The organism is Roseivirga sp. AWQ4_251 (genome assembly GCF_056158225.1).
Window position 1 is genome coordinate 580,067 of sequence record NZ_JBSWSW010000001.1, and the last position, 19,783, is coordinate 599,849.

15 protein-coding genes are annotated in these 19,783 nt (G+C 39.6%); 9 read left to right on the top strand and 6 right to left on the bottom strand.

The genetic code is table 11. The features are described 5' to 3' along the window. Positions 1-178: 178 nt before the first annotated feature. Positions 179-1,120, top strand: a complete 942-nt coding sequence (locus ACXACJ_RS02675) for a DUF4097 family beta strand repeat-containing protein (protein ID WP_475132723.1) — start codon at positions 179-181, stop codon at positions 1,118-1,120. 103 nt (positions 1,121-1,223) lie between these two features. Beyond that, positions 1,224-3,590 (top strand): ABC transporter permease, encoded by a 2,367-nt coding sequence (locus tag ACXACJ_RS02680; RefSeq protein WP_475132724.1) that lies wholly within the window; start codon positions 1,224-1,226, stop codon positions 3,588-3,590. A gap of 67 nt (positions 3,591-3,657) precedes the next feature. On the opposite strand, the gene ACXACJ_RS02685 is transcribed toward ACXACJ_RS02680, so the two are convergent. From ACXACJ_RS02685 to ACXACJ_RS02710, 6 genes are all read right to left on the bottom strand, one after another. After that, entirely contained in the window at positions 3,658-4,185 is a 528-nt protein-coding gene (locus ACXACJ_RS02685) for a GNAT family N-acetyltransferase (RefSeq protein WP_475132725.1), read from the bottom strand. A gap of 3 nt (positions 4,186-4,188) precedes the next feature. Beyond that, a complete protein-coding gene (locus ACXACJ_RS02690; protein ID WP_475135066.1) occupies positions 4,189-4,812 on the bottom strand; it encodes an IMPACT family protein in 624 nt (207 codons plus the stop codon). A 108-nt stretch (positions 4,813-4,920) separates the two neighbouring features. Further along, a complete protein-coding gene (locus tag ACXACJ_RS02695; RefSeq protein ID WP_475132726.1) occupies positions 4,921-6,210 on the bottom strand; it encodes an OmpA family protein in 1,290 nt (429 codons plus the stop codon). Between the two features lie 316 nt (positions 6,211-6,526). Continuing rightward, positions 6,527-6,775 (bottom strand): DUF7218 family protein, encoded by a 249-nt coding sequence (locus tag ACXACJ_RS02700; protein WP_475132727.1) that lies wholly within the window; start codon positions 6,773-6,775, stop codon positions 6,527-6,529. Continuing rightward, positions 6,772-7,857 (bottom strand): DUF748 domain-containing protein, encoded by a 1,086-nt coding sequence (locus ACXACJ_RS02705; protein WP_475132728.1) that lies wholly within the window; start codon positions 7,855-7,857, stop codon positions 6,772-6,774. Before ACXACJ_RS02705 ends, ACXACJ_RS02700 begins: the two co-directional genes overlap by 4 nt. Positions 7,858-8,206: 349 nt before the next feature. Then, positions 8,207-9,100 (bottom strand): hypothetical protein, encoded by an 894-nt coding sequence (locus ACXACJ_RS02710; RefSeq protein WP_475132729.1) that lies wholly within the window; start codon positions 9,098-9,100, stop codon positions 8,207-8,209. A gap of 48 nt (positions 9,101-9,148) precedes the next feature. On the opposite strand from ACXACJ_RS02710, the gene ACXACJ_RS02715 reads away from it, so the two are divergent. The 7 genes from ACXACJ_RS02715 (at position 9,149) to pelG (ending at position 19,779) form a co-directional block, all read left to right on the top strand. Further along, complete coding sequence (locus tag ACXACJ_RS02715; RefSeq protein WP_475132730.1) at positions 9,149-9,541, top strand: sugar 3,4-ketoisomerase; 393 nt, start codon at positions 9,149-9,151, stop codon at positions 9,539-9,541. Beyond that, complete coding sequence (locus ACXACJ_RS02720) at positions 9,538-10,473, top strand: GNAT family N-acetyltransferase (RefSeq protein WP_475132731.1); 936 nt, start codon at positions 9,538-9,540, stop codon at positions 10,471-10,473. The genes ACXACJ_RS02715 and ACXACJ_RS02720 overlap by 4 nt, the downstream gene beginning before the upstream one ends. A gap of 11 nt (positions 10,474-10,484) precedes the next feature. Then, positions 10,485-11,741, top strand: a complete 1,257-nt coding sequence (locus ACXACJ_RS02725; protein WP_475132732.1) for an MATE family efflux transporter — start codon at positions 10,485-10,487, stop codon at positions 11,739-11,741. Beyond that, positions 11,738-12,679 (top strand): glycosyltransferase family 2 protein, encoded by a 942-nt coding sequence (locus ACXACJ_RS02730; RefSeq protein ID WP_475132733.1) that lies wholly within the window; start codon positions 11,738-11,740, stop codon positions 12,677-12,679. Before ACXACJ_RS02725 ends, ACXACJ_RS02730 begins: the two co-directional genes overlap by 4 nt. A 228-nt stretch (positions 12,680-12,907) precedes the next feature. Next, on the top strand, positions 12,908-16,354 hold the full coding sequence (locus ACXACJ_RS02735; RefSeq protein ID WP_475132734.1) for a pyruvate carboxylase: 3,447 nt from the start codon (positions 12,908-12,910) through the stop codon (positions 16,352-16,354). A 288-nt stretch (positions 16,355-16,642) separates the two neighbouring features. Then, on the top strand, positions 16,643-18,172 hold the full coding sequence (gene pelF, locus ACXACJ_RS02740; protein WP_475132735.1) for a GT4 family glycosyltransferase PelF: 1,530 nt from the start codon (positions 16,643-16,645) through the stop codon (positions 18,170-18,172). Positions 18,173-18,177: 5 nt separating this feature from the next. After that, positions 18,178-19,779 carry an exopolysaccharide Pel transporter PelG gene (gene pelG, locus ACXACJ_RS02745; protein WP_475132736.1) on the top strand — a complete coding sequence of 534 codons (1,602 nt, stop codon included), beginning with the start codon at positions 18,178-18,180 and terminating at the stop codon, positions 19,777-19,779. The last annotated feature ends 4 nt before the right edge of the window (positions 19,780-19,783 follow it).

Below are 19,783 nucleotides of genomic sequence, written 5' to 3' on the forward strand. Positions count from 1 at the left end.
ACCTTGATGAATAAGGAATCTCATTTATCAAGGTGATTTGATTTGATTTGTTTTTTGACTTTTTGAGTAGTCTTTTTTGTGTTTGAGTTGTTCAGATTTCCCCTGGCTTTCAAAGAAAAAAATAGAGACATGCAACCCTTCCAAAAGGAATGAAGTCTTTCGTCAAAACTCAGAACAAATGAAAACACAAAAAATCACCTTGACTTTACTATTGGCTTTGTTGGTAACCGCTACCAGCTTTGGTCAAAAAACAATCACAAAGACTTTTTCGGGAATCAATGATATTTCCTTAACCACAGGTTCAGGAAATGGACACATCAAAAGAAGCAATTCCAGCGAAGTTAAAATCACTTTAAAATACACCTACGATGACGATGAGTATAAGCCATCTTTCGAACAGGACGGTAATCGATTGGTCATTGAGGAGGATTTTAGAAGAAGGAGAAGCTGGAATATGAGAGGTTATGCGGAATGGACATTGGAAGTTCCGAATGATATTGAAATGGATTTTAAAACGGGTTCGGGCAATATCGAAGTTGATGGCGTAGATATCAATTTAATGGCGAAAAGTGGTTCAGGAAATATTGATGTCGATGAATTCAACGGCAATTTAAGAATCAACACAGGTTCAGGAAATATTAGCTTATCGCAAGCGAAAGGCCGTTTTGAGGGCAATACTGGGTCTGGAGAAATTCGATTTGATAGAACTGAAGGCGATGCCGATTTCAACACAGGTTCCGGGAATATCCGAGGTAGAGATTTGGTCGGGAAACTGGATTTCCACACAGGAAGTGGCAATATTATGTTGGATAGGGTTGAAATTAACGGTCATTCAAGATTTGGAACAGGTTCTGGCAATGCGGAGGTTGTGTTGAGCAAAGCCCTTGATTACGATATGAGTTTAACTACCGGTTCGGGTAATGCGACTTTAGATTTCAATGGTCAGAAAATTGAAGGTGAATTCTATTTAGAGTCTTCAGATAAAAACGATATCCGAGCTCCTTTCCGCTTCGATAATGAGCAAGACAGAGGAAGGAGATACGTGAAAGAGGCCAAGATTGGCAGCAAAAACATTGAAGTAGAATTGAAAACGGGTTCAGGAAGAGCGGTAATTCGCTAATCATCTGATACGTTACAGCCTTGTCGGTCAAAATTTTTATACGAGGCTGTAACGATTCAAACAATTCTCAGTCTACCACATATAACTCAAGCTCAAAGGTCAAATGCTCAAAAACTTCATTTTGGTGTCTTTCCGAAATCTTCGGAAAAACGCACTCTATTCTGTTATCAATATTTCTGGACTTTCTATCGGAATCGCCTGTAGTATACTCATTTTGCTATGGGTTAAAGATGAAACTTCTTACGACACTTTCATTCCAAAAAACGAAAAGCTTTATCAGGTTTGGGTAAATGCCGAGTTTGATGGAGACATCAATAGCTGGATTTCTGTGCCGCTTCCTACGTATGAAGAAATGAAAGTGGCGGATGCTCATATTGTCAATTCTGTGGTGACAGGCTGGGGTGGCAAACGCCTTTTGGCCGTTGATGATATTCGCTTGACCCAGCAGGGTTATTATGTAAGCGAAGAGTTTTTGGATATGTTCGAATTCTCCATGATTGTGGGAGATCGAAGCCAGGTGCTTGACGATCCATCTTCAATTGTTATTTCTGAATCACTCGCCAAGAAGCTTTTTAAGGATAAAGATCCTATTGGAGAATTCATCAAAGTGGAAGATAAAAGCACTTTGAAAGTGACAGGAATTGTGAAGGATGTCCCTCAGAATTCAACTTTTGAGTTCGACTATCTTATACCATGGAAACATAGAGAATCCGTAGATGAGTGGGTAGTACGTAACAAAACCAACTGGGGTAATTATTCATTTCAGGTTTTTGTGGAGTTAAATTCTTCTGAAGATGAAGCCGCAGTTGAAGCTGCAGTTAAGGATATGCTTACAGAAAAGGGTCAGGATGATATGCCGAGAGAACTCTTTTTGCATCCTATGCCGCGTTGGCGCCTGCATTCTAATTTTGAAAATGGAAAAGAAGCTGGCGGAATGCATGAATATGTAACCATGTTTACCGCTATTGCCATGTTCATTTTGATTATCGCGTGTATCAACTTTATGAATTTGGCCACAGCCCGATCAGAAAAAAGAGCGAAAGAGGTAGGTATCCGTAAAAGTTTGGGTTCTAAACGAGGGCAGCTTATCATGCAATTTTATGGTGAATCGGTTTTGATTTCCGTGCTGTCGTTTATAATTGCTCTCATTCTGGTTTTAGCCGCTTTGCCTTTCTATAATGATTTAGTGGACAAGGAATTAGCGATTGATTTTGCTTCTACTGAGTTTTGGTTGTTCTCTTTGGCCATTATCATGGTTACAGGAGTAATTTCCGGAAGCTATCCATCGCTTTACTTGTCTTCTTTCAACCCCATAAAAACACTGAAAGGAAAAGTAAGCATTGGCAAAAACGCGAACCTTCCTCGCAAAATATTGGTAGGGCTCCAATTTGGATTTGCGGTGCTGTTGATCATAGGCACCATCGTAATTATGAAGCAGATCGATTTGGCTAAAAATCGTGATTTGGGTTACGATCAAGAAGGATTGATAAGCATTCCGCTGACTGAAGCCATCTCTGAAAAATATGAGGTGATAAAAAATGAAGTTCTCAGAAGTGGAGCGGCCGTTTCCATGACGCGTTCTAACAGTGATGTTACTTCTATCAACTCAAACAACTTTTTGGGTTGGCCAGGAAAACCCGAATCTCAAAAAGTGATTTTTGTAACATTGGTAACGGAGTACGATTATGCCAAAACGATTGGTGCAGAAATGATTTATGGCCGTGATTTTTCGAAGGAATTTGCTTCGGATTCCAGCTCCATTATTGTGAATAAATCAGCTCTTGAGGTTATGAATTTGGGTGATGATCCAATTGGAACTCAATTGGATTTGTGGGGCGAAAAGAAAACATTAATTGGGGTAATCGATAACGTTTTGATGGGTTCACCTTATGAGCAAGTTCGCCCTATGTTTATAGTACTTGATGATTGGGGAGGTTCGGTGATGGTTCGCTTAAAACCAACGGAGAATATGCAAGCTACTTTGCAAACCATTCAAGGGATTTTTGAAGAATTCAATCCGGCTTATCCTTTCGAATACAGTTTTATTGATGTCGACTTTGAACGCAAATACACCACTATAAATCTGACAAGAACTCTTTCTGGGCTATTTGCTCTGCTCACCATTTTTATTACGGGTTTGGGGCTTTTCGGTCTGGCTTCTTACACGGCTGAACAGCGCATTAAGGAAATTGGCATTAGAAAAGTGTTAGGCGCATCGGTTTCTAATTTGGTTCAACTTATGTCGGTTGATTTTGCTAAGTTGGTTATGGTAGCTTTTGCTATATCAGCTCCAGTGGCTTATCTGCTGTTGGATAATTACCTGCAGCGCTATACGATTAGAACTTCGATTGACTGGTGGATTTTTGCCGTGACAGGTTTTGCAGCGCTCGCTTTCGCTTTGCTTGTGGTGGTTAATCAAGCTAGAAGAGCCGCGTTGGCCAATCCGGTTAAGTCTTTACGAAATGAATAGAATGAAAAACTGTCTCGAAATTCAAGTTGGGTTTCGAGACAGTTTTCTGAATTCTTTCGATAAGTACTTATAGTTCCACCCTGTATCTATAGCAAGGGAAACCCAAGTATTCAAACTGAGGGCCGCAACTCATGCCATTTCTTTCAGCAACTTTTTGAGAGCCAATATTATCAATGTGGATGATTGAAATGATGTTGTCCCCAATTCCATGAGCTTCAAAATACTGACGAAATGTTGTAGCCATTTCAACAGCATAGCCTTTTTTCCAGAAGTCGGGTATAACGGAATAGCCAATTTCGTAACAAGATTCTCCCAGAATGTCTTCACGCCAAAGCAAACCCACATTCCCAATCAATTGATCAGTTGATTTTAGGAAAGCTCCTAACATACCGACACCGGTTTCTTCATATCGTTGAATTTGCCTTTCTATCCAGATTTTGGATTCTTCTTCAGGAGTTTTTGGATTGTTAACGCCCACAAAATGCAATAGAGGATTGTTAATGAAGAAAGCCTCCCAAGCTTTGATGTCGTCAGCAGTAAGTTTTTTATAATTAAGCCTTTCTGATTCAATCGGGAGCTGATATTTGTGGTGCATGGGTTATTCGGGGTCTGAGTTTTGGGTCAATTTAAGCACATTACCCAAATCTTTAGCCAACTGCACTTCTTCTTTTAAACCTTCTATTTTACTAATAACCACTTCGAAATCTATGCTGCAATCAGCTTCAAAAACTTGATTTGTGATTTTCAGATCGAAGTCTCCAACCAGTTTCATAACAGTATTTGTGCTTTCGTATGGGAAGTTGAAGGTAAAGCCTTTTGTAATCGGGCATTCAATAATTGAGTTGGCATCGAGTGCTTCTGCCGCGGATATCTTGTAGGCATTGATCAGTCCACTAACACCAAGTTTTGTGCCTCCAAAATATCGAACTACAACCACCAAAGTATTGGTAAGTTCTTTGGATTTGATTTGCCCTAAAATAGGGTCTCCGGCAGAATGGTTCGGTTCACCATCATCATTAGCGCGATAATGTTCTCCAGCATTTCCATAAATGTAAGCATAGCAATGGTGGCGGGCATCGTAGTACTGTTTTCTTAAAGCTTCCAGCCGTTCTTTAATTTCATCTTCATTGCTAACAGGGTAGGCGAATGCTAAAAATTTGCTTCCTTTTTCTTTATAGAACCCTTCTGAAGATTTTGCTATGGTTTTGTAAAAGTCGCTAATCACATTTCAAATCTAGTAAAAGCTTGAAGCAACACCATATAGCGGGCATGAGAACAAAAAAAGGGAAGCCATTTCTGACTTCCCCTTTAGATTGTATGATTATGATTATTAGTCGTTATTGTTGATGATAAAGTCGATATCAACTCTTCTGTTCAAGGCTCTTTCACCTGAAGTAGTATTGTCAGTTCTAGGAGCTCTTTCTCCAAATCCTTCAGCGGTTAATCTGCTAGCCGCAATTCCTTTATCGATGAAGAATTTTCTTACAGATTCAGCTCTTTTCTTAGATAACTGATAGTTGTACTCAGCAGAACCTACGTTGTCAGCATGACCGTTGATGTCTAATCTGATTTCAGGGTTTTCTTGAAGAACTTTCAAGATATCGTTCAATGGTTCGTAAGAAGCTTGAGTTAAGGTAGCTTTATCAAAGTCGAACAAGATGTTTTCGGCAGCTTCAATCAATCTGATTTTGATGTGCTCTTCAGTGTTTGGCACCATAGCTTCTACAGCGGCAGCAGTACATCCGTTTACAGTTCCGTAAGTGTTTGGACATGGGTCTTGAGAATCAACTACACCGTCACCATCAGAATCAGGACATCCACCTAAAGCAGGGTCTCCAGCTACGGTAGGACAAGCGTCATACATATCAGGAACTTTATCACCGTCAGTATCAGGACAACCGTTAATAGTACCGGCTACAGTAGGACAAGCATCGTGAATGTTTGGAACGCCATCGTTATCATCGTCATCTAAAGGACAACCGTTGTTATCTGAAGGTCCAGCTACATCAGGACAAGCATCTTTTCTGTCAATTACACCGTCACCGTCAGAGTCTTTGTCTTTCTGGAAAGAGAATTTAACACCAATGTTATATTGTAAGTAGCTGTATGTATCATCTATTGTGTTTTTGTAAGTGGCTTGAGTTACCAAGCTAGTTTTATCATTAATATTCAAGTTGAAACCTAAGGCAACAGGGATCATTGCGTGTGTACCATCGTATTCGTCATAGAAATATTCTTGGTCTTGTAGGTTGGTAATACCGAAACCTGTTGAAATGAAAGGAGCGAAGAAAGCGTCTTCTTTCATAATGTATCCATTGTTGAATTTATAAGTTAAGCGAGTAGCAACGTCAGTAATTAGAGCGAAGAACTCTTGTTCGTGCTTAAGCTTACCTCTAGAAAGAGAAAGTTCAGCGTTCAAACTTGGGTTGATGTAATAATCAGCCGCAACTCTGAAACCCACATTGTCAACATCACTAAAGTTGAACATTCCGTCATCATAGTTTTGACGAAGCTTGTTGTGAGTGGCACCGATTTCAAATCTCCATCGGTCGTAACTGGTCTGCCCTAGGGCGGATATCGTGCAGAAGCAAAGAAGTGTTAGTATTAATATCTTTTTCATGATTTTTAAATTTTGGTTACGCTCTTTCATTGTCGAAAACCTTACCACTGTGGGAAATCATGCAAAAACGTTGTTTTATAAAAAAATAATTAAAATAAAAATTAGATTAGTTAATTTTTGATCTAAAATCCTGTGTACATTTTCTACACAGGTGTGTAAATGAATTGCCCACTTTTGCGGAAAATTGTAATTGATTGTGGTGATAATTTGACCAGATTATGGAGTATGAAGGTCTGGAAATGGAAAAGGCCACTCTGACAGAATGGCCTTTTAACGATTGCGGAAACTTAAACTAACAACTAAGGTTCTTTGGGCTTTAATTATTCCGCAATGCGTGAATCAATTCTTGTTTCGACATTTTGGATCTGCCCTCTATGCCTACTTTCTTGGCTTGTTGATAAAGGTCTTCTTTGGTTCGCTCTTCATATTTTTTTGCTTCACCTCCTTTTTTGCCGCTGTCTTCCGTATTGGCTATTCGTGCGGCTTTTTGCTGGCTCATGCCTTTATCGCGCAAAGCTTCGTATTGTTCTTCGTTCTTTATGGTTGGTCTGCTATTCTTCTTCATTTTTTCTTGGGTTTATCTTGAACTAAGTCGTTAAAGGATACTGTATTATCGGTATCGCGTGTAAATGCTCTGATGAAGGTGTTTTTTAGAATATTTCCAATAGTAGGCCAAATACCCGTTTTAATCTGGTTTAGGTCGCCTTCGAAAGGTACTTTGGTAGCAAACTGGTCTTTGGGGTGGTTTTTGAAAATATAGGTTACCGTTCCGGCAATGGCTTCCCAGATCATTCGCAGTGGCTTATCGTCATCTGCCGAAAGATCAAAAACATCGATATCGGTCAATAACGGTTTTACATAGCCTTCAATTTTGCCATCAGAAACAGCTACTTCAGTATATAAATTGAAAGTTCCTCCTTCGAAATCGAGTTTGGCATATGCCGAAGTGAAATCATTGAGCGCTGTTATATCAACATTTTCTAATTGAGCATCTAAATCGAAATCTGGAATGGGTTTCAGTAAATTGGCTTTAGAGTGAAGCGTGAAATTCCCATTTCCGTTGGTTGTGGCCGATGCAGTAATCGTAGACGGTAATTCTACATCTTTGCGGTTTACGTTGCCTAAGTTGGTGGCTTCCAACTCAATATTTTCTAAAGCAATGTCTACTTTGGGTTTTGAACCATAATCCAGATAGGAAATTTTGCCCTTATGAATTTCAAAAATGTTGATTTGTAGAGGCATTAACTCTTTAATGGGCTTTGTCCAATCCGCATTTTCTCCCATTTGCTGAGTGGTATCGCTGCTAGAAGTGCTCGCTACAAAATTCACCCTTGGCTGATTGAGAATTACTTCTCCTACCAATTTTCCTTTGAAAAGCGACTTCCAATGAACGGAAAGGTCAATGCTGTTAATGTCTAAAAACGGAACAGGAAGTTCTCCATCGGTTTTCACCATTTTTAGATTCTGGATTTTATAAGCTCCACGATACAGGTGAAGATCAATGTCTTCCACAGAACCACTATAGCCAGGCACATCGTCCAAAACCTTGTTCACATAATTTTTAACCCAAATGGGTAATAACAATCTGATGACAATCAAAACTGCCAGAATAATAAGAAGGACTTTGTATTTCTTTTTGACTTTCATGGTTCATGGTTTTGCGATTGAATCTTAGGTTTCAATTCAAGACAACTAAAGTGCCACCAGAATAAAAAAAGCCGATTCACGTCTTGAATCGGCTTCACTTTTAACCTAACACACCATCAAATGTGTAATCTGGTACAGAAAGAGTGCCTTTGCCCTTTCGGGTTCTGCCATGTGGCATCCGTTCTGTACTGATTGTTTTAACGCATTTTTTAAGCCAAAACATATGGGAAGCTGTGTTTTACTAAATACAGAAGAAGGAAGTGAGGGTAAAAGGAAGAATTTTGCAGACAAACCGCTTTTTGCCGCTATAAATCAAAATTGAGCCTCTTTCTGTGTGAAATTTTTGACTTTAAAAACTGTTGAATATTTCCCTATAGCTGAGTAAAAAAATGGCCAGTATGGCGAGAAATATCCCCACTTTGTTTGTAGTGCTCAGCTTTTCTTTAAAAAGCATTATGGCGAAAAGCGTGGAGAAAATGATGATGCCAATATTTAAAGAAGGGTAGAGTAGGGCTCCATTATTATCGAAAGCTGAAAGTGCTTTCAGCTGAAAATAGATGGAAAAATAGTTGGGAATACCCAAGTAGATACCTCCCAAAATGTCTTTCTTTTTCACTTCTACTTTTTTTATCAGGATATAGAGCAACCCCAAAACGAAAGCAGAAGCGAAAATCATGATGGGGAAAATGCCTTCAACAGAATCGCTTATCCAGTGGTGGTTGGCGTAATTTAAAGAGGTGTCGATAAAGCCACTGAGCAGAAATATGGAAACAGGTAAAATGAAGAGTTTTGCATTGAGCGCCTTTTCTGACGTTTCTTTCACTTCTTTTTTAGAAACCAATAAAATGGCAGCAAATGCGGCTACAATTCCCACATAATTCCAAAAATCGAGGCTAGAAGTGCCGATTTTGAAAACGAACAAGCTAAACAAAACAGGAATAGCTAACGACATTTTGCTGGCAACCGTAGCCACGGAAACCCCGCTTTTTTGCGTGGTATAAGCCATTAAATAAAAGGTGCTTACAAAGATAATCCCGAGCGATACAGCTAGAAAAAACCAAGGTTGATCGGCTTCAAAATTTTCTGCTATATGATCGAAACCAACGTAAATGCTGCCTGTAATCACACAAACCAAATAATTGGTTACAATGGCCGGAAACGTATTTATCCCCATTTTAGGAAAGGACCTAAAGGAAAGAAATATGGCTACATTGGCCAAAATGGTGAGAAGCAGGTAAAACATAGCCCGCGAAGTTACAGAATAGATTAATTGTTACTTTAGGGAATTATTATGAGTTTGAAAAAACCAGAACTTTATACTTTCGATCTACATATTTCCGAAAAAGGTAGCCTTTCTTTTTTGGAAGAATTGAAGGATGTTCCCTTCGAAATCAAGCGCGTTTACTGGATTTTCGATATTCCAGAACAGCAACTTCGGGGCGATCATGCTCACAAAACAGATCAGCAGGTAATCATTTGCATCAAAGGTCAGATTGAAGTGCTACTTGAATCCGCTGATGGTGAAATATTCAATTGCACGCTTAATGAAGCTAACCAAGGTTTGCTGATTCCGCCTATGTGGTGGGGCAAAATGATTTTCAGCAAGCAGGCAATGATGCTGGGTTTGGCTTCTGACGAATTTAACGAAGCGGATTACATCAGAAAAAGAAGCGATTTCAAATGAGAAACCTTTCTGTGGTAATCGAAGAATCTCAAGGTTTTCAGCAAAAATATTCGCAGCTGTTGTATACCGATTCTTCATTTTTGAATGCTAATAATGATCTGCCGCAAAAGCATTTCTGGCTGGTTGAAAAATCAAGCCATTCAATCTTAGCACATTTTGGAGGTTCTCTTTTAGAAGGAACCTTATTCAGTCCATATAAAGCTCCATTTGGAGGCTTTTCGCTTGGGCAAGGTTTATCGAGTTCCGAAATCTCTTTCTTCATTCTAGAAGTAATGCGAATGTCTAAGGAGTCGTCTATTCGGCAGATTCAAATCAAACTGGCACCAGCCTGTTATCAATCCAATTTTGATCTTCTTGCTGAGAATCTTGGTTTCATTGGTTTTCAAGGGTTGAACACTGAAGAATATCAGGCGATTAAAATTGACGATGAGCCGCTAAAATCAAAAATGGCTGACATGGAACGGAGAAGGTTGAAGAAGTGTGAAGAAGCTTGTTTTGAGTTTAGGGTTTTGCCAAATGCTGGATTGTCGAAGATTTTTGAGTTTGTGAAGAAAACTAGGGAAGCTAAGAAATATGCCTTTTCTATGTCGTGGCCTATGCTGAAGTCCGCATATGAAGCAAAATCTTCTTCCTATTTGCCCATTGGAGTATTTGATGGTGAGCGATTAATTGCAGCAACAATTGCAGTTTTGGCTTCTGATCGAGTGATTTATAATTTTTGTCCAGCTCATGATCCAGCCTATGATCAGTTTAGTCCAATTGTTTTTCTTACAGACAGGCTTTATCAATATGGGCAGGAGAATGGTTTCAGCTATTTGGATCTGGGAACATCATACCTTGATAATCGTTCGAATGATAGTTTGCGGAAGTTTAAGCAACATTTAGGCGCTCAAAACTATTTAAGCAAGAGTTTCCAGAAGGTTTTGAATTAAAATGATGATAGGTGCAATCGCAATTCTTTAAAAAATCGCGTTGGTCGTTTTTATTCGTGGTATTTCGTGCCATGGCCGGCCTCACTATCAATAAACTTTTTGCTGTTTTTTTCAGCACGAATGGTATTACGCTGCTTTCTCACTTTCAAAATCTGACTTCGCTTTTCACACTGTTGCCCTCTGAAGGAGTGAACAGAGCAGTGATGAAGTATTGGTCCGACCCGAAAGCTTCGAGCGAAAGTAAAATGCGTTTATGGCAAACAGGCTTTTGGGTAACCAACATAATTTTCGTTTCTGTTTTTGCAGTGCTTTTCTTTTGGAAAAGGGAATTCTTCTTCACTCGTTTTATTGATTTTTACTCAACGCGCCAGTTCTTAAGCGTATTTCTGCCCGCCATATTTTTAATGCTGATGACAGGCCTGTTGAATTCTGTGATTTTGGCTTTTCGCGATGTAAAAGGCTACGCTTTAGTCAATATTTCGGGGGTGATTTTGCTCGTAACTGTGGTTTTTCTTTCCGTTAGAAATGGAAATTTAGATCAAGCATTATTGAGTTTTGTGGTTGGTTATGGACTGATGTTCTTTGCTTCGTTGGTTTACTTTTTCATTCATAAGGATGCTATCACCCTGCGGATAAAGTCACCAGACAAGGATTCCTTAAGACTGATTGGGCATTTTATAGTGATGGCAATAAGTGCCATTGTTTTGGGTAAACTGCTCGATTTTGTGGTGCGCGACTATATGATTGACCGTTTTGGTTTGGATAGAACCGGCCTTTGGCAATCAGTAGCCAAAATGTCGAATAGTTATTTGCTGGTTTTTTCCGGAACGGTGGGCGTGGTTTACTACCCCAAAATGGCTTCTTTAATTCACGACCACGAAGCTTTACGATCATATGTGCTCAAAGTAATGAGTTATGTAGCCTTCATCACCGTGATTTGCCTAGGGATTTATTACTTGAACCGAAGTTTTGTGTTGAAGATTTTCTTTGCTTCAGGGTTTGAGAGAGCAGCCTATTTAGTGCGTTTCCAGGCTATTGGAGACTTTTTTTGCATTGTTTCTTATCTCTTAGCCTATTTGCTCTCGGCTCGCGTTCAAACCGTAAAATATATTCTCGCTCAAGTATTTTCTGCTTTCATCTACATCGTTCTCATTTGGCTTTTGTTACCTCGTTTCAATCTTGAAGCACTGACTTTAGCTTACCTTTGGCGTTATATTGGGTTCTTTTTAATACTCATACTGTTCAATAGAAAATTCCTTTTTAAATGAGTCCCTTGGTCTCTGTAATCTGTATTTCTTACAATCATGCTCCTTTTATTCAAGAAGCACTGGAGTTTGTTTTTGCACAGACTTACCAAGAAATTGAGATTATTATTTTAGATGATTGCAGTAAAGACAATAGCCGTCAGGAAATTGAACGGGTGATAAAGGGTCAATCGATTTTGTTTTTAAATAATGAGAAGAACATCGGTTACCCAAAAACTTTCAATAATGGACTTGCCTTAGCAAAGGGTAAATACATTGTCGATTTTGCTTTGGATGATGTAATGGCACCGGATTTTATCCAAAGGAGTGTGGCGAAGCTGGAAAAGCTTGGGCCAAGTTATGGTGTTTCCTTTACCAATGCGGATTACATAGATCAGGATTCGAAGTTGATTGGCAATCACAATGAAATTCTCAGGAATAAGGGCTTGCTTAAAGAAGTTCCTGAAGGAAATATATTCAGCGATGTGCTAAGGCTTTATTTCATCTGTACCCCAACTATGATGATTCGTAAAGCGCTTTTTGATAGAATGGGAGCCTATGACGAAACGCTGGCTTATGAAGATTTCGACTTTTGGGTTAGGAGTTCGCGCGAATATATCTACGCTTATATTGATGAAGTGTTGATGAAAAAGCGAAAACTTCAAACCAGCATGTCGGCCACTCGCTATCGCTATTTAGAGAATTTGCAAATGGAGTCTGTTCTTGAAGTCTGTCGAAAAGCATTTACACTATGCAAGTCAAAGGCAGAGAAGAAATCTTTGCGGAAAAGGCTTTACTATGAACATCGCCAAACCATTCGCCACGAAGCCTTTCACCTTTCCGAAGGTTATTTGGAACTTTTGAGTTTCGTAGGAGGGTCGCGGTTAAAAGCAACCTTAATGGGCTACCTAATTAAATTAGGGATAGATAGGAATGTAAAGAAAGCTAAGTTTCGGCAGTAGATTCAATAGTGGTGATTAAAGCATTTAGAAGTTTCTCGTCTTCTATTAATAAGTCTAGTTTGTAATTCTGCGATGCTCACTAATTGAAGTATATGCAAGGAGCAAGAAATCTGACGACTTCTGTCGGCAATCGTTTTCCAGAAATTATAACTTTTAATCCCTCTATCTGAATATGGCCGTTTTCCATTGATTCTATTAACTTTCCATTTCAAGATAAGTTCTTATCGTATGGATTCGAAAATTAAAAAAATCAATAAACTACTTGTTGCCAATAGAGGTGAAATAGCCATCCGTGTTTTGAGAGCAGCTTCTGAGCTGAAAATCAGAACGGTAGCTATGTATACTTATGAAGACCGCTATTCTTTACACAGATACAAAGCCGATGAAGCATACCAAATCGGTGAAAATGACGATCCGTTAAAACCTTATTTAGATATTGATGAAATCATTACCCTTGCCAAAAATGAAGGCGTAGACGCTATTCACCCTGGGTATGGTTTTCTTTCCGAAAACGTAAAATTTGTTCGGGCTTGTAAAGAAGCTGGAATCATTTTCGTTGGGCCAGAACCAGAAGTAATGGAGCGTTTGGGCGATAAAGTTCAGGCTAAAATTGTAGCCAGAAACGCCAATGTGCCATTGATTGAAGACAGTAAAGAACAACTTACTTCTTTCGAAATTGCGTTAGCAGAAGCTAAGAACATAGGCTTTCCTGTAATGGTAAAAGCTGCTGCAGGCGGTGGAGGCCGCGGAATGCGCGTGGTTCGCGAAGAAAGTCAACTGGAGCAATCTTTCAACGAAGCGAGGAGTGAAGCCGCTAAGGCTTTTGGTGACGACACTATTTTTCTGGAGAAATTCATAGATAACCCAAAGCATATCGAAGTGCAAATAATGGGTGATAACTACGGAAACTTGGTGCATTTGTACGAACGCGATTGCTCTGTACAAAGGCGATATCAGAAAGTGGTGGAGGTTGCTCCATCCATCAATCTGAAGCAAGAAACCCGCGATAAACTTTACGAATACGCGCTTAGAATCACTCGTGAAGTAAATTATAATAATGTAGGAACGGTTGAGTTTCTGGTAGATGCTGATGAGAACATCTACTTTATTGAAGTGAACCCGAGGGTTCAGGTAGAACACACAATTACAGAAGAAATTACAGGAATCGACATTGTGCGATCGCAAATCGAAATTGCGCAAGGTTATCCGCTTGATGATCCAAGGATTTTCATCAAAGACCAATCCGATGTACAATGTAACGGTTACGCCATTCAGTGTAGAATTACTACTGAAGACCCAGAAAATGGCTTCAAACCTGATTATGGGACTATAATCGCTTACCGAAGTGCTGGTGGTTTTGGCATCCGATTAGACGCTGGTAACTGCTACGCAGGGGTTACCATTTCTCCTTTCTTTGATTCAATGTTGGTAAAAATTTCGGCCAGCGGAAGAACTCTTAAGGGAGCTTCTCAACGTTTACAACGCGCACTTTCAGAATTCAGAATCAGAGGTGTTAAAACGAATAAAGGTTTCCTTGAGAACGTGCTCAAGCACCCAACTTTTTATAAGGGCGAAGCCACTGTAAAATTCATTGAATCTCACCCAGAGCTTTTCCAGATGCCGCGCTATATGAACCGCGCTACGCGTTTGCTTAATTATTTGGGTGAAGTTGCGGTTAATGGCAATCCGAATGTGAAGAAAATTGACCCAACGGTTCATTTTAGAGATCCTAAAATCCCTGCAAGCAATCGTTTTGCCACGGCACAATCGGGCACTAAGCAAATTTTAGACGAAAGAGGGCCGGAAGGTTTGGCGAAATGGGTAAAGGAGCAAAATCAAATCTTGTTTACTGATACCACTTTCCGCGATGCTCATCAATCGCTTTTAGCTACCAGAATGCGAACGCTCGATATTCTTAATGTAGCCGAAAGCTTTGCAAAGAATCATCCTGAAGTCTTTTCTATCGAAATGTGGGGAGGAGCAACTTTCGATGTTTCCATGCGATTCTTGAACGAAAGCCCTTGGGAAAGATTGAAACTGATTCGTCAAGCTGTGCCGAATATACTTACTCAAATGCTTTTGAGAGGTTCGAATGGAGTGGGCTATAAGGCATATCCAGACAACCTGATTGAAAAGTTCATTGAAAAGTCGGCTGAAAACGGCATGGATATTTTCAGGATTTTCGATTCGCTGAACTGGATTGAAAACATGAAAGTGAGCATTCGAACGGTTCGTGAAAGAACCAATTCTGTGGCCGAAGCTTGTATTTGCTATACGGGCGATGTGCTGGATCAATCTTCGAAATACAATCTTCAGTATTACTTAGATATGGCCAGGGCTTTGGAAGATGAAGGCGCTCATATGTTGTGTATCAAAGATATGGCAGGTTTGCTTAAACCACGAGCTGCCGAGTTGTTGATTCCTGCGTTAAAACAAGCCATTGATATTCCTGTGCATTTGCACACTCACGATACATCATCAATGCAGGCTACAACTTACTTTAAAGCGATTGAGGCGGGAGTGGATATTGTAGATGTTGCGATTGCTTCAATGTCGGGACTTACTTCGCAGCCGAACTTTAATTCATTGGTGGCTTCTTTAGAAGGCCATGATAGACAGCCTAATATTGACTTGGGTAAACTGAACGAATTCTCGAATTATTGGGAAGATGTGCGTGAATATTACTATCCGTTTGAAAGCGGGTTGAAAGCTGGAACGGCTGAAGTTTACGATCACGAAATCCCTGGAGGTCAATATTCGAATTTGAGGCCGCAAGCTGCTGCTTTAGGTTTAGAGAATAAGTTCGAACAAGTAAAGGCCAATTACGCCTTGGTGAACCATCTGTTTGGTGATATTGTGAAAGTAACGCCTTCTTCTAAAGTGGTAGGAGATATGGCCATTTTCATGACTTCGAATAACCTTACGGTTGATGATGTTCTGGAGCGTGGAGAATCTCTTTCTTTTCCAGAGTTTGTTGTGAGTTTTTTTAAAGGAGATTTGGGACAAATGCCCGGTGGTTTTCCTCAAGAGCTTTCAAAAATCATTCTGAAAGGGCAAACTCCATATACAGATCGGCCAAATGCCCATCTAGAGCCTGTGGATTTCGAAAAGGAGTTCAAGCAGTTTCAAGAAGATTTTGATGAATACTGCGATGAATTAGACTTCATCAGTTATAAGCTTTACCCTAAAGTATTCAGGGATTTTTACTATCACTGGTTGAACTTTGGTGAAGTACGCCACCTGCCGACCAAGGCTTTCTTCTATGGCTTGAAGGAAAACGAAGAAATCTTCGTGCAAATTGGTAAGGGTAAACACATCATCGTTAAAAAGCTTTATAAATCTGAACCAAATGAAAGCGGTATCAGAAAAGTGTATTTCGAACTGAATGGCCAAACACGTGTCATTCAAGTGAAAGACAAAAACTTTGAAGTAACCAAACCAACTCACAGAAAGGCGGAAGCTGAAAATGAAATCGGTTCACCATTGCAAGGTCGTTTGGCCGATGTTAAGGTTTCAGTTGGTCAAGAAGTGAAAGAGAATACGCCACTATTTGTGATTGAAGCCATGAAAATGGAAACCACAGTAGCTGCTCATAAATCAGGCAAGGTGAAGAAAATTCATATTGAGCCTGGTCAAATGGTAGATCAGGAAGATTTGGTTGTAGAGCTTGAATAAGGTTAATATCGGATCAAAAAAAATGATAAAGGCCGAAGCAAAAAGTTTCGGCCTTTATTTTTTGCTCAAAAAAAAATCTTGAAAACAATCGGTCTTGGCATTCAGTTTTTTGTTGATTAAATTAATGAATGTGCGATAAGTGTGTTTTGGCGTTTTGAGTGCAGTTTTTCGAATTGGATAATTCTAAATTCTCTATAATCTTAGCCGCGAAAAACCTTCGTTAATCGTACTGGCTTATTTACTTTTTATGTAAATAGCGCGGTTTTTAGCAGCCGCAAAACCAGTGATATGGACAAAAAGCCTAAGATCAAAGTCTTATTAATTTCGGAAGGAACCTACCCGTTTTATGGTGGAGGAATTTCCACTTGGAGTCACATGCTTTGTGAGCGGATTTCCAACGTGGACTATTCACTATATTCCATAAATGCTGGCTTTGAAAAAGAACCCATTTTCAAGTTGGGCGAAAGTGTTAAAGATGTAATTCAGGTTCCGCTTTGGGCTCCCGATGAGCCTCAGGACTATGTGAGTTATGGGGGAGAATATTACAAAGTGGTTCATAAAAAGGAGAACACCACACCAAAAGTCATTGAGGATAAGTTTATTCCGCTTTTTAAGAAATTTCTTCAGCTGATTTATGATGACAGCGAAGACATGAAAGACCTTGATCTTACTTTCAGAAGCATGTGGGAGTATTTTCAGGATTATGATTATAAGGAAACCATGCGCAGTGAGCAGGTTTGGAGGGTTTTTCAGAATGAAGCGGTTCAAGAAACTTATGCCGATGGTTCTTACGAAGCCACGCTTTTCGATATTACTGTAGGTTTAAGGTGGCTTTATCGCTTCTTAATTCCTTTTTCAATAGCCGTTAAAAAAGTCGATTTATCTCATATTACGCTTTCTGGTTTTCCTTTAATTCCAGCTTTGGTGTTGAAGTACAGGTATGATACTCCGTTAATGATCACGGAACATGGCGTTTATGTGAGGGAAAGATTGCTGTACATCAATCGTTCGGATTATTCGTATTTTATCAAAGTTTTGCTGATTAAGCTCACGGAAGCCATCACACGACTTTCTTACTACAAGGCCGACAAAATTCTTTCCGTAAATCAGTTCAACATTACTTGGGAACTGATGTATGGGGCGAACAAAGACAAGATTGAGATTACTTACAATGGCGTGGATCACAACCGTTTTGTTCCGAGAGAAAAGCCCGATCATTTAAAAAACGTACCAACCGTTGTTGCAGCCGCAAGGATTTTTGAACTGAAGGATGTACTTACCATGATTCGTTCTTGCGATGTGGTGAGAAGAAAAATCCCGAACGTTCAATACCTAATTTATGGAGATAAGAACGCTGTTCCGGAATACACAAAACAGTGTGAAGACTTGATTGATGAATTGAAGTTGCGCGACAATTTCTTTCTGAAAGGATACCATAATCAGCCCCACTTGATTTTCAGCGAAGGCGATATTTCTATACTTACTTCAATTTCTGAAGGTTTTCCGTTTACGGTGCTCGAATCAATGAGTTGCGGTGTGCCTGTGGTGGCAACGGACGTTGGTGGGGTAAGTGAGGCGATTGACAGCATGTCGGGTTTTGTTTGCAAACCTAGAGATCCAGAGGCGATTGGAGCAAAGGTAGTAGAACTATTAACGGATGAGAAACTCAGAAAGAAAATGAGTGAGCACGGTCGCCAGAGGGTGATGGAGCATTTTACTTTGGATATTTTTATTGAAAACTACGAGAAAATTTACGATAAAGTGTATGCCGATCATTTGGCTAAAAAGGAACTAGAAGAGCCAAACGAATTGGCTTAAAAAGTATGGAAGAGAAGATAGCGCAGTTGGGGCTCGAGGTTTACGACAAAATTGGTAAACCCGTAAATGTGAACGTAGTCAGGGCTACTTTGGAGTTTATGAGCATTCGCACCATCGATGCTAAGGAAGACTATGGCATTGACGATCTTCAGAAACTTGCCATTCTGGTTCATAAGCAAATTACTACTACTGAATTTCTCGCTACACATCCATCAAAAATTAAGATCAGCGATCAGTTCCGAAGTGAATTTACTTCTGCCTCTGATTACTTGAGGGTTAAAACCAAGTACTTCTTTTATTACTATCCGCTGGGTTTATTTCACGGTTTACCGGTTTTTCTTCAAATTCTAACCATTATTCTTTTCGGTTATTCCTTATGGACCGATCTGGATTTTAATCAATTGCAGTCAACTGCCGTGGTAATTGGGGTAATGTTTGGGCTTATTGGCACTGGCGGATTCGTTCAGGTGATTGGTAGGCAGGTTTCGCATTATTGGTTCAACCATGACTTTCTCATGGCCCGCAAAAGTACGATTATGGTAATTCGTGATGGTGTATTGTTTTTAGCCGTACTTAGCGTACTCTTTTTGGTATTGAATTTCTTTGCCAATTTTTATCCCTATCGATTTCTGTTTATTGTTTATGCATATGCCTTTTCCATAGGAATTCTGCTTCTGTTTTCGGCTGTATTTCACCCTTTGAAAGAACGCTGGGTAATTACAGTGGCATTTGTGTTGGCCACAGGTTTGGCGCTTGTGCTAAAACTGAAAACAGACTTAAATACTTATTACACGCACTGGATTGGCATTTGGGTAGCCATTGGTATTATGGTGGCTTACCTCAATTATTTCTTCAATAAAAAGGTAAAGCAAACAAAGAGTTTTAATCGTGCTACGCAGAAAAGTGCAGTGATGATTTATAGAAACTACCGATACTTTTTCTATGGTCTGCTGTTCTTCCTTTTCATTTTTATTGATAGAACGTTGGCATGGTCTACTGTGAATGGCAGAGAGTTGCCTTATGTATTGTATTATGATAAAAGTTATGAAGTTGGGATGGACATTGCCATTCTGATTTTCTTCCTGTTAGTTGGGGTTTTGGAGTATGGAATCGCTTCTTTCAGTACTTTCAGCGACCTTTTTCAAAAACAGGTTCCTTATAATAAGCCTGAAGTTTTCAACGCAAAATTACTCCGAATGTATTGGCAACACGTTATCATATTGTTGATTACTGGAGTGGCCATGATTGGGCTTTTGTACTTTATAATTTGGGTTCGTTTAGGATATGAAAAGGCTTTTGAAGAAGCCCTCGATCCTGTGAGTATTAGGGTAAGTTTAATCGGAACTCTGGGCTATATTCTCATTGCATGGGGAATGCTCAATTCGCTGTATTTATTCACTTTGAATAAACCGGCAAAACCGTTGTGGGCTATTTTGGTAGCCTGTGTTGTAAATGTAATCGTAGGTCTTTTTATGAGTTGTATGGTGGCCTACGAGTATAGCGTAATCGGTATGTTATCCGGTTCCGCTGTTTTTATGGTGTTGACACTTATTTCTACAAAAAAATTCTTCAAGAATTTAGATTACTTCTACTATGCGGCCTATTAAAATA

Excerpts from the sequence above, each read along its gene's own strand:
- ACXACJ_RS02730 (WP_475132733.1), top strand. The coding sequence starts at position 11,738 with ATGAGTCCCTTGGTCTCTGTAATCTGTATTTCTTACAATCATGCTCCT.
- ACXACJ_RS02700 (WP_475132727.1), bottom strand. The coding sequence starts at position 6,775 with ATGAAGAAGAATAGCAGACCAACCATAAAGAACGAAGAACAATACGAA.
- ACXACJ_RS02680 (WP_475132724.1), top strand. The coding sequence starts at position 1,224 with ATGCTCAAAAACTTCATTTTGGTGTCTTTCCGAAATCTTCGGAAAAAC.
- ACXACJ_RS02710 (WP_475132729.1), bottom strand. The coding sequence starts at position 9,100 with ATGTTTTACCTGCTTCTCACCATTTTGGCCAATGTAGCCATATTTCTT.
- ACXACJ_RS02695 (WP_475132726.1), bottom strand. The coding sequence starts at position 6,210 with ATGAAAAAGATATTAATACTAACACTTCTTTGCTTCTGCACGATATCC.
- ACXACJ_RS02715 (WP_475132730.1), top strand. The coding sequence starts at position 9,149 with ATGAGTTTGAAAAAACCAGAACTTTATACTTTCGATCTACATATTTCC.
- ACXACJ_RS02705 (WP_475132728.1), bottom strand. The coding sequence starts at position 7,857 with ATGAAAGTCAAAAAGAAATACAAAGTCCTTCTTATTATTCTGGCAGTT.
- ACXACJ_RS02685 (WP_475132725.1), bottom strand. The coding sequence starts at position 4,185 with ATGCACCACAAATATCAGCTCCCGATTGAATCAGAAAGGCTTAATTAT.
- ACXACJ_RS02675 (WP_475132723.1), top strand. The coding sequence starts at position 179 with ATGAAAACACAAAAAATCACCTTGACTTTACTATTGGCTTTGTTGGTA.
- pelG (WP_475132736.1), top strand. The coding sequence starts at position 18,178 with ATGGAAGAGAAGATAGCGCAGTTGGGGCTCGAGGTTTACGACAAAATT.
- ACXACJ_RS02735 (WP_475132734.1), top strand. The coding sequence starts at position 12,908 with ATGGATTCGAAAATTAAAAAAATCAATAAACTACTTGTTGCCAATAGA.
- pelF (WP_475132735.1), top strand. The coding sequence starts at position 16,643 with ATGGACAAAAAGCCTAAGATCAAAGTCTTATTAATTTCGGAAGGAACC.
- ACXACJ_RS02720 (WP_475132731.1), top strand. The coding sequence starts at position 9,538 with ATGAGAAACCTTTCTGTGGTAATCGAAGAATCTCAAGGTTTTCAGCAA.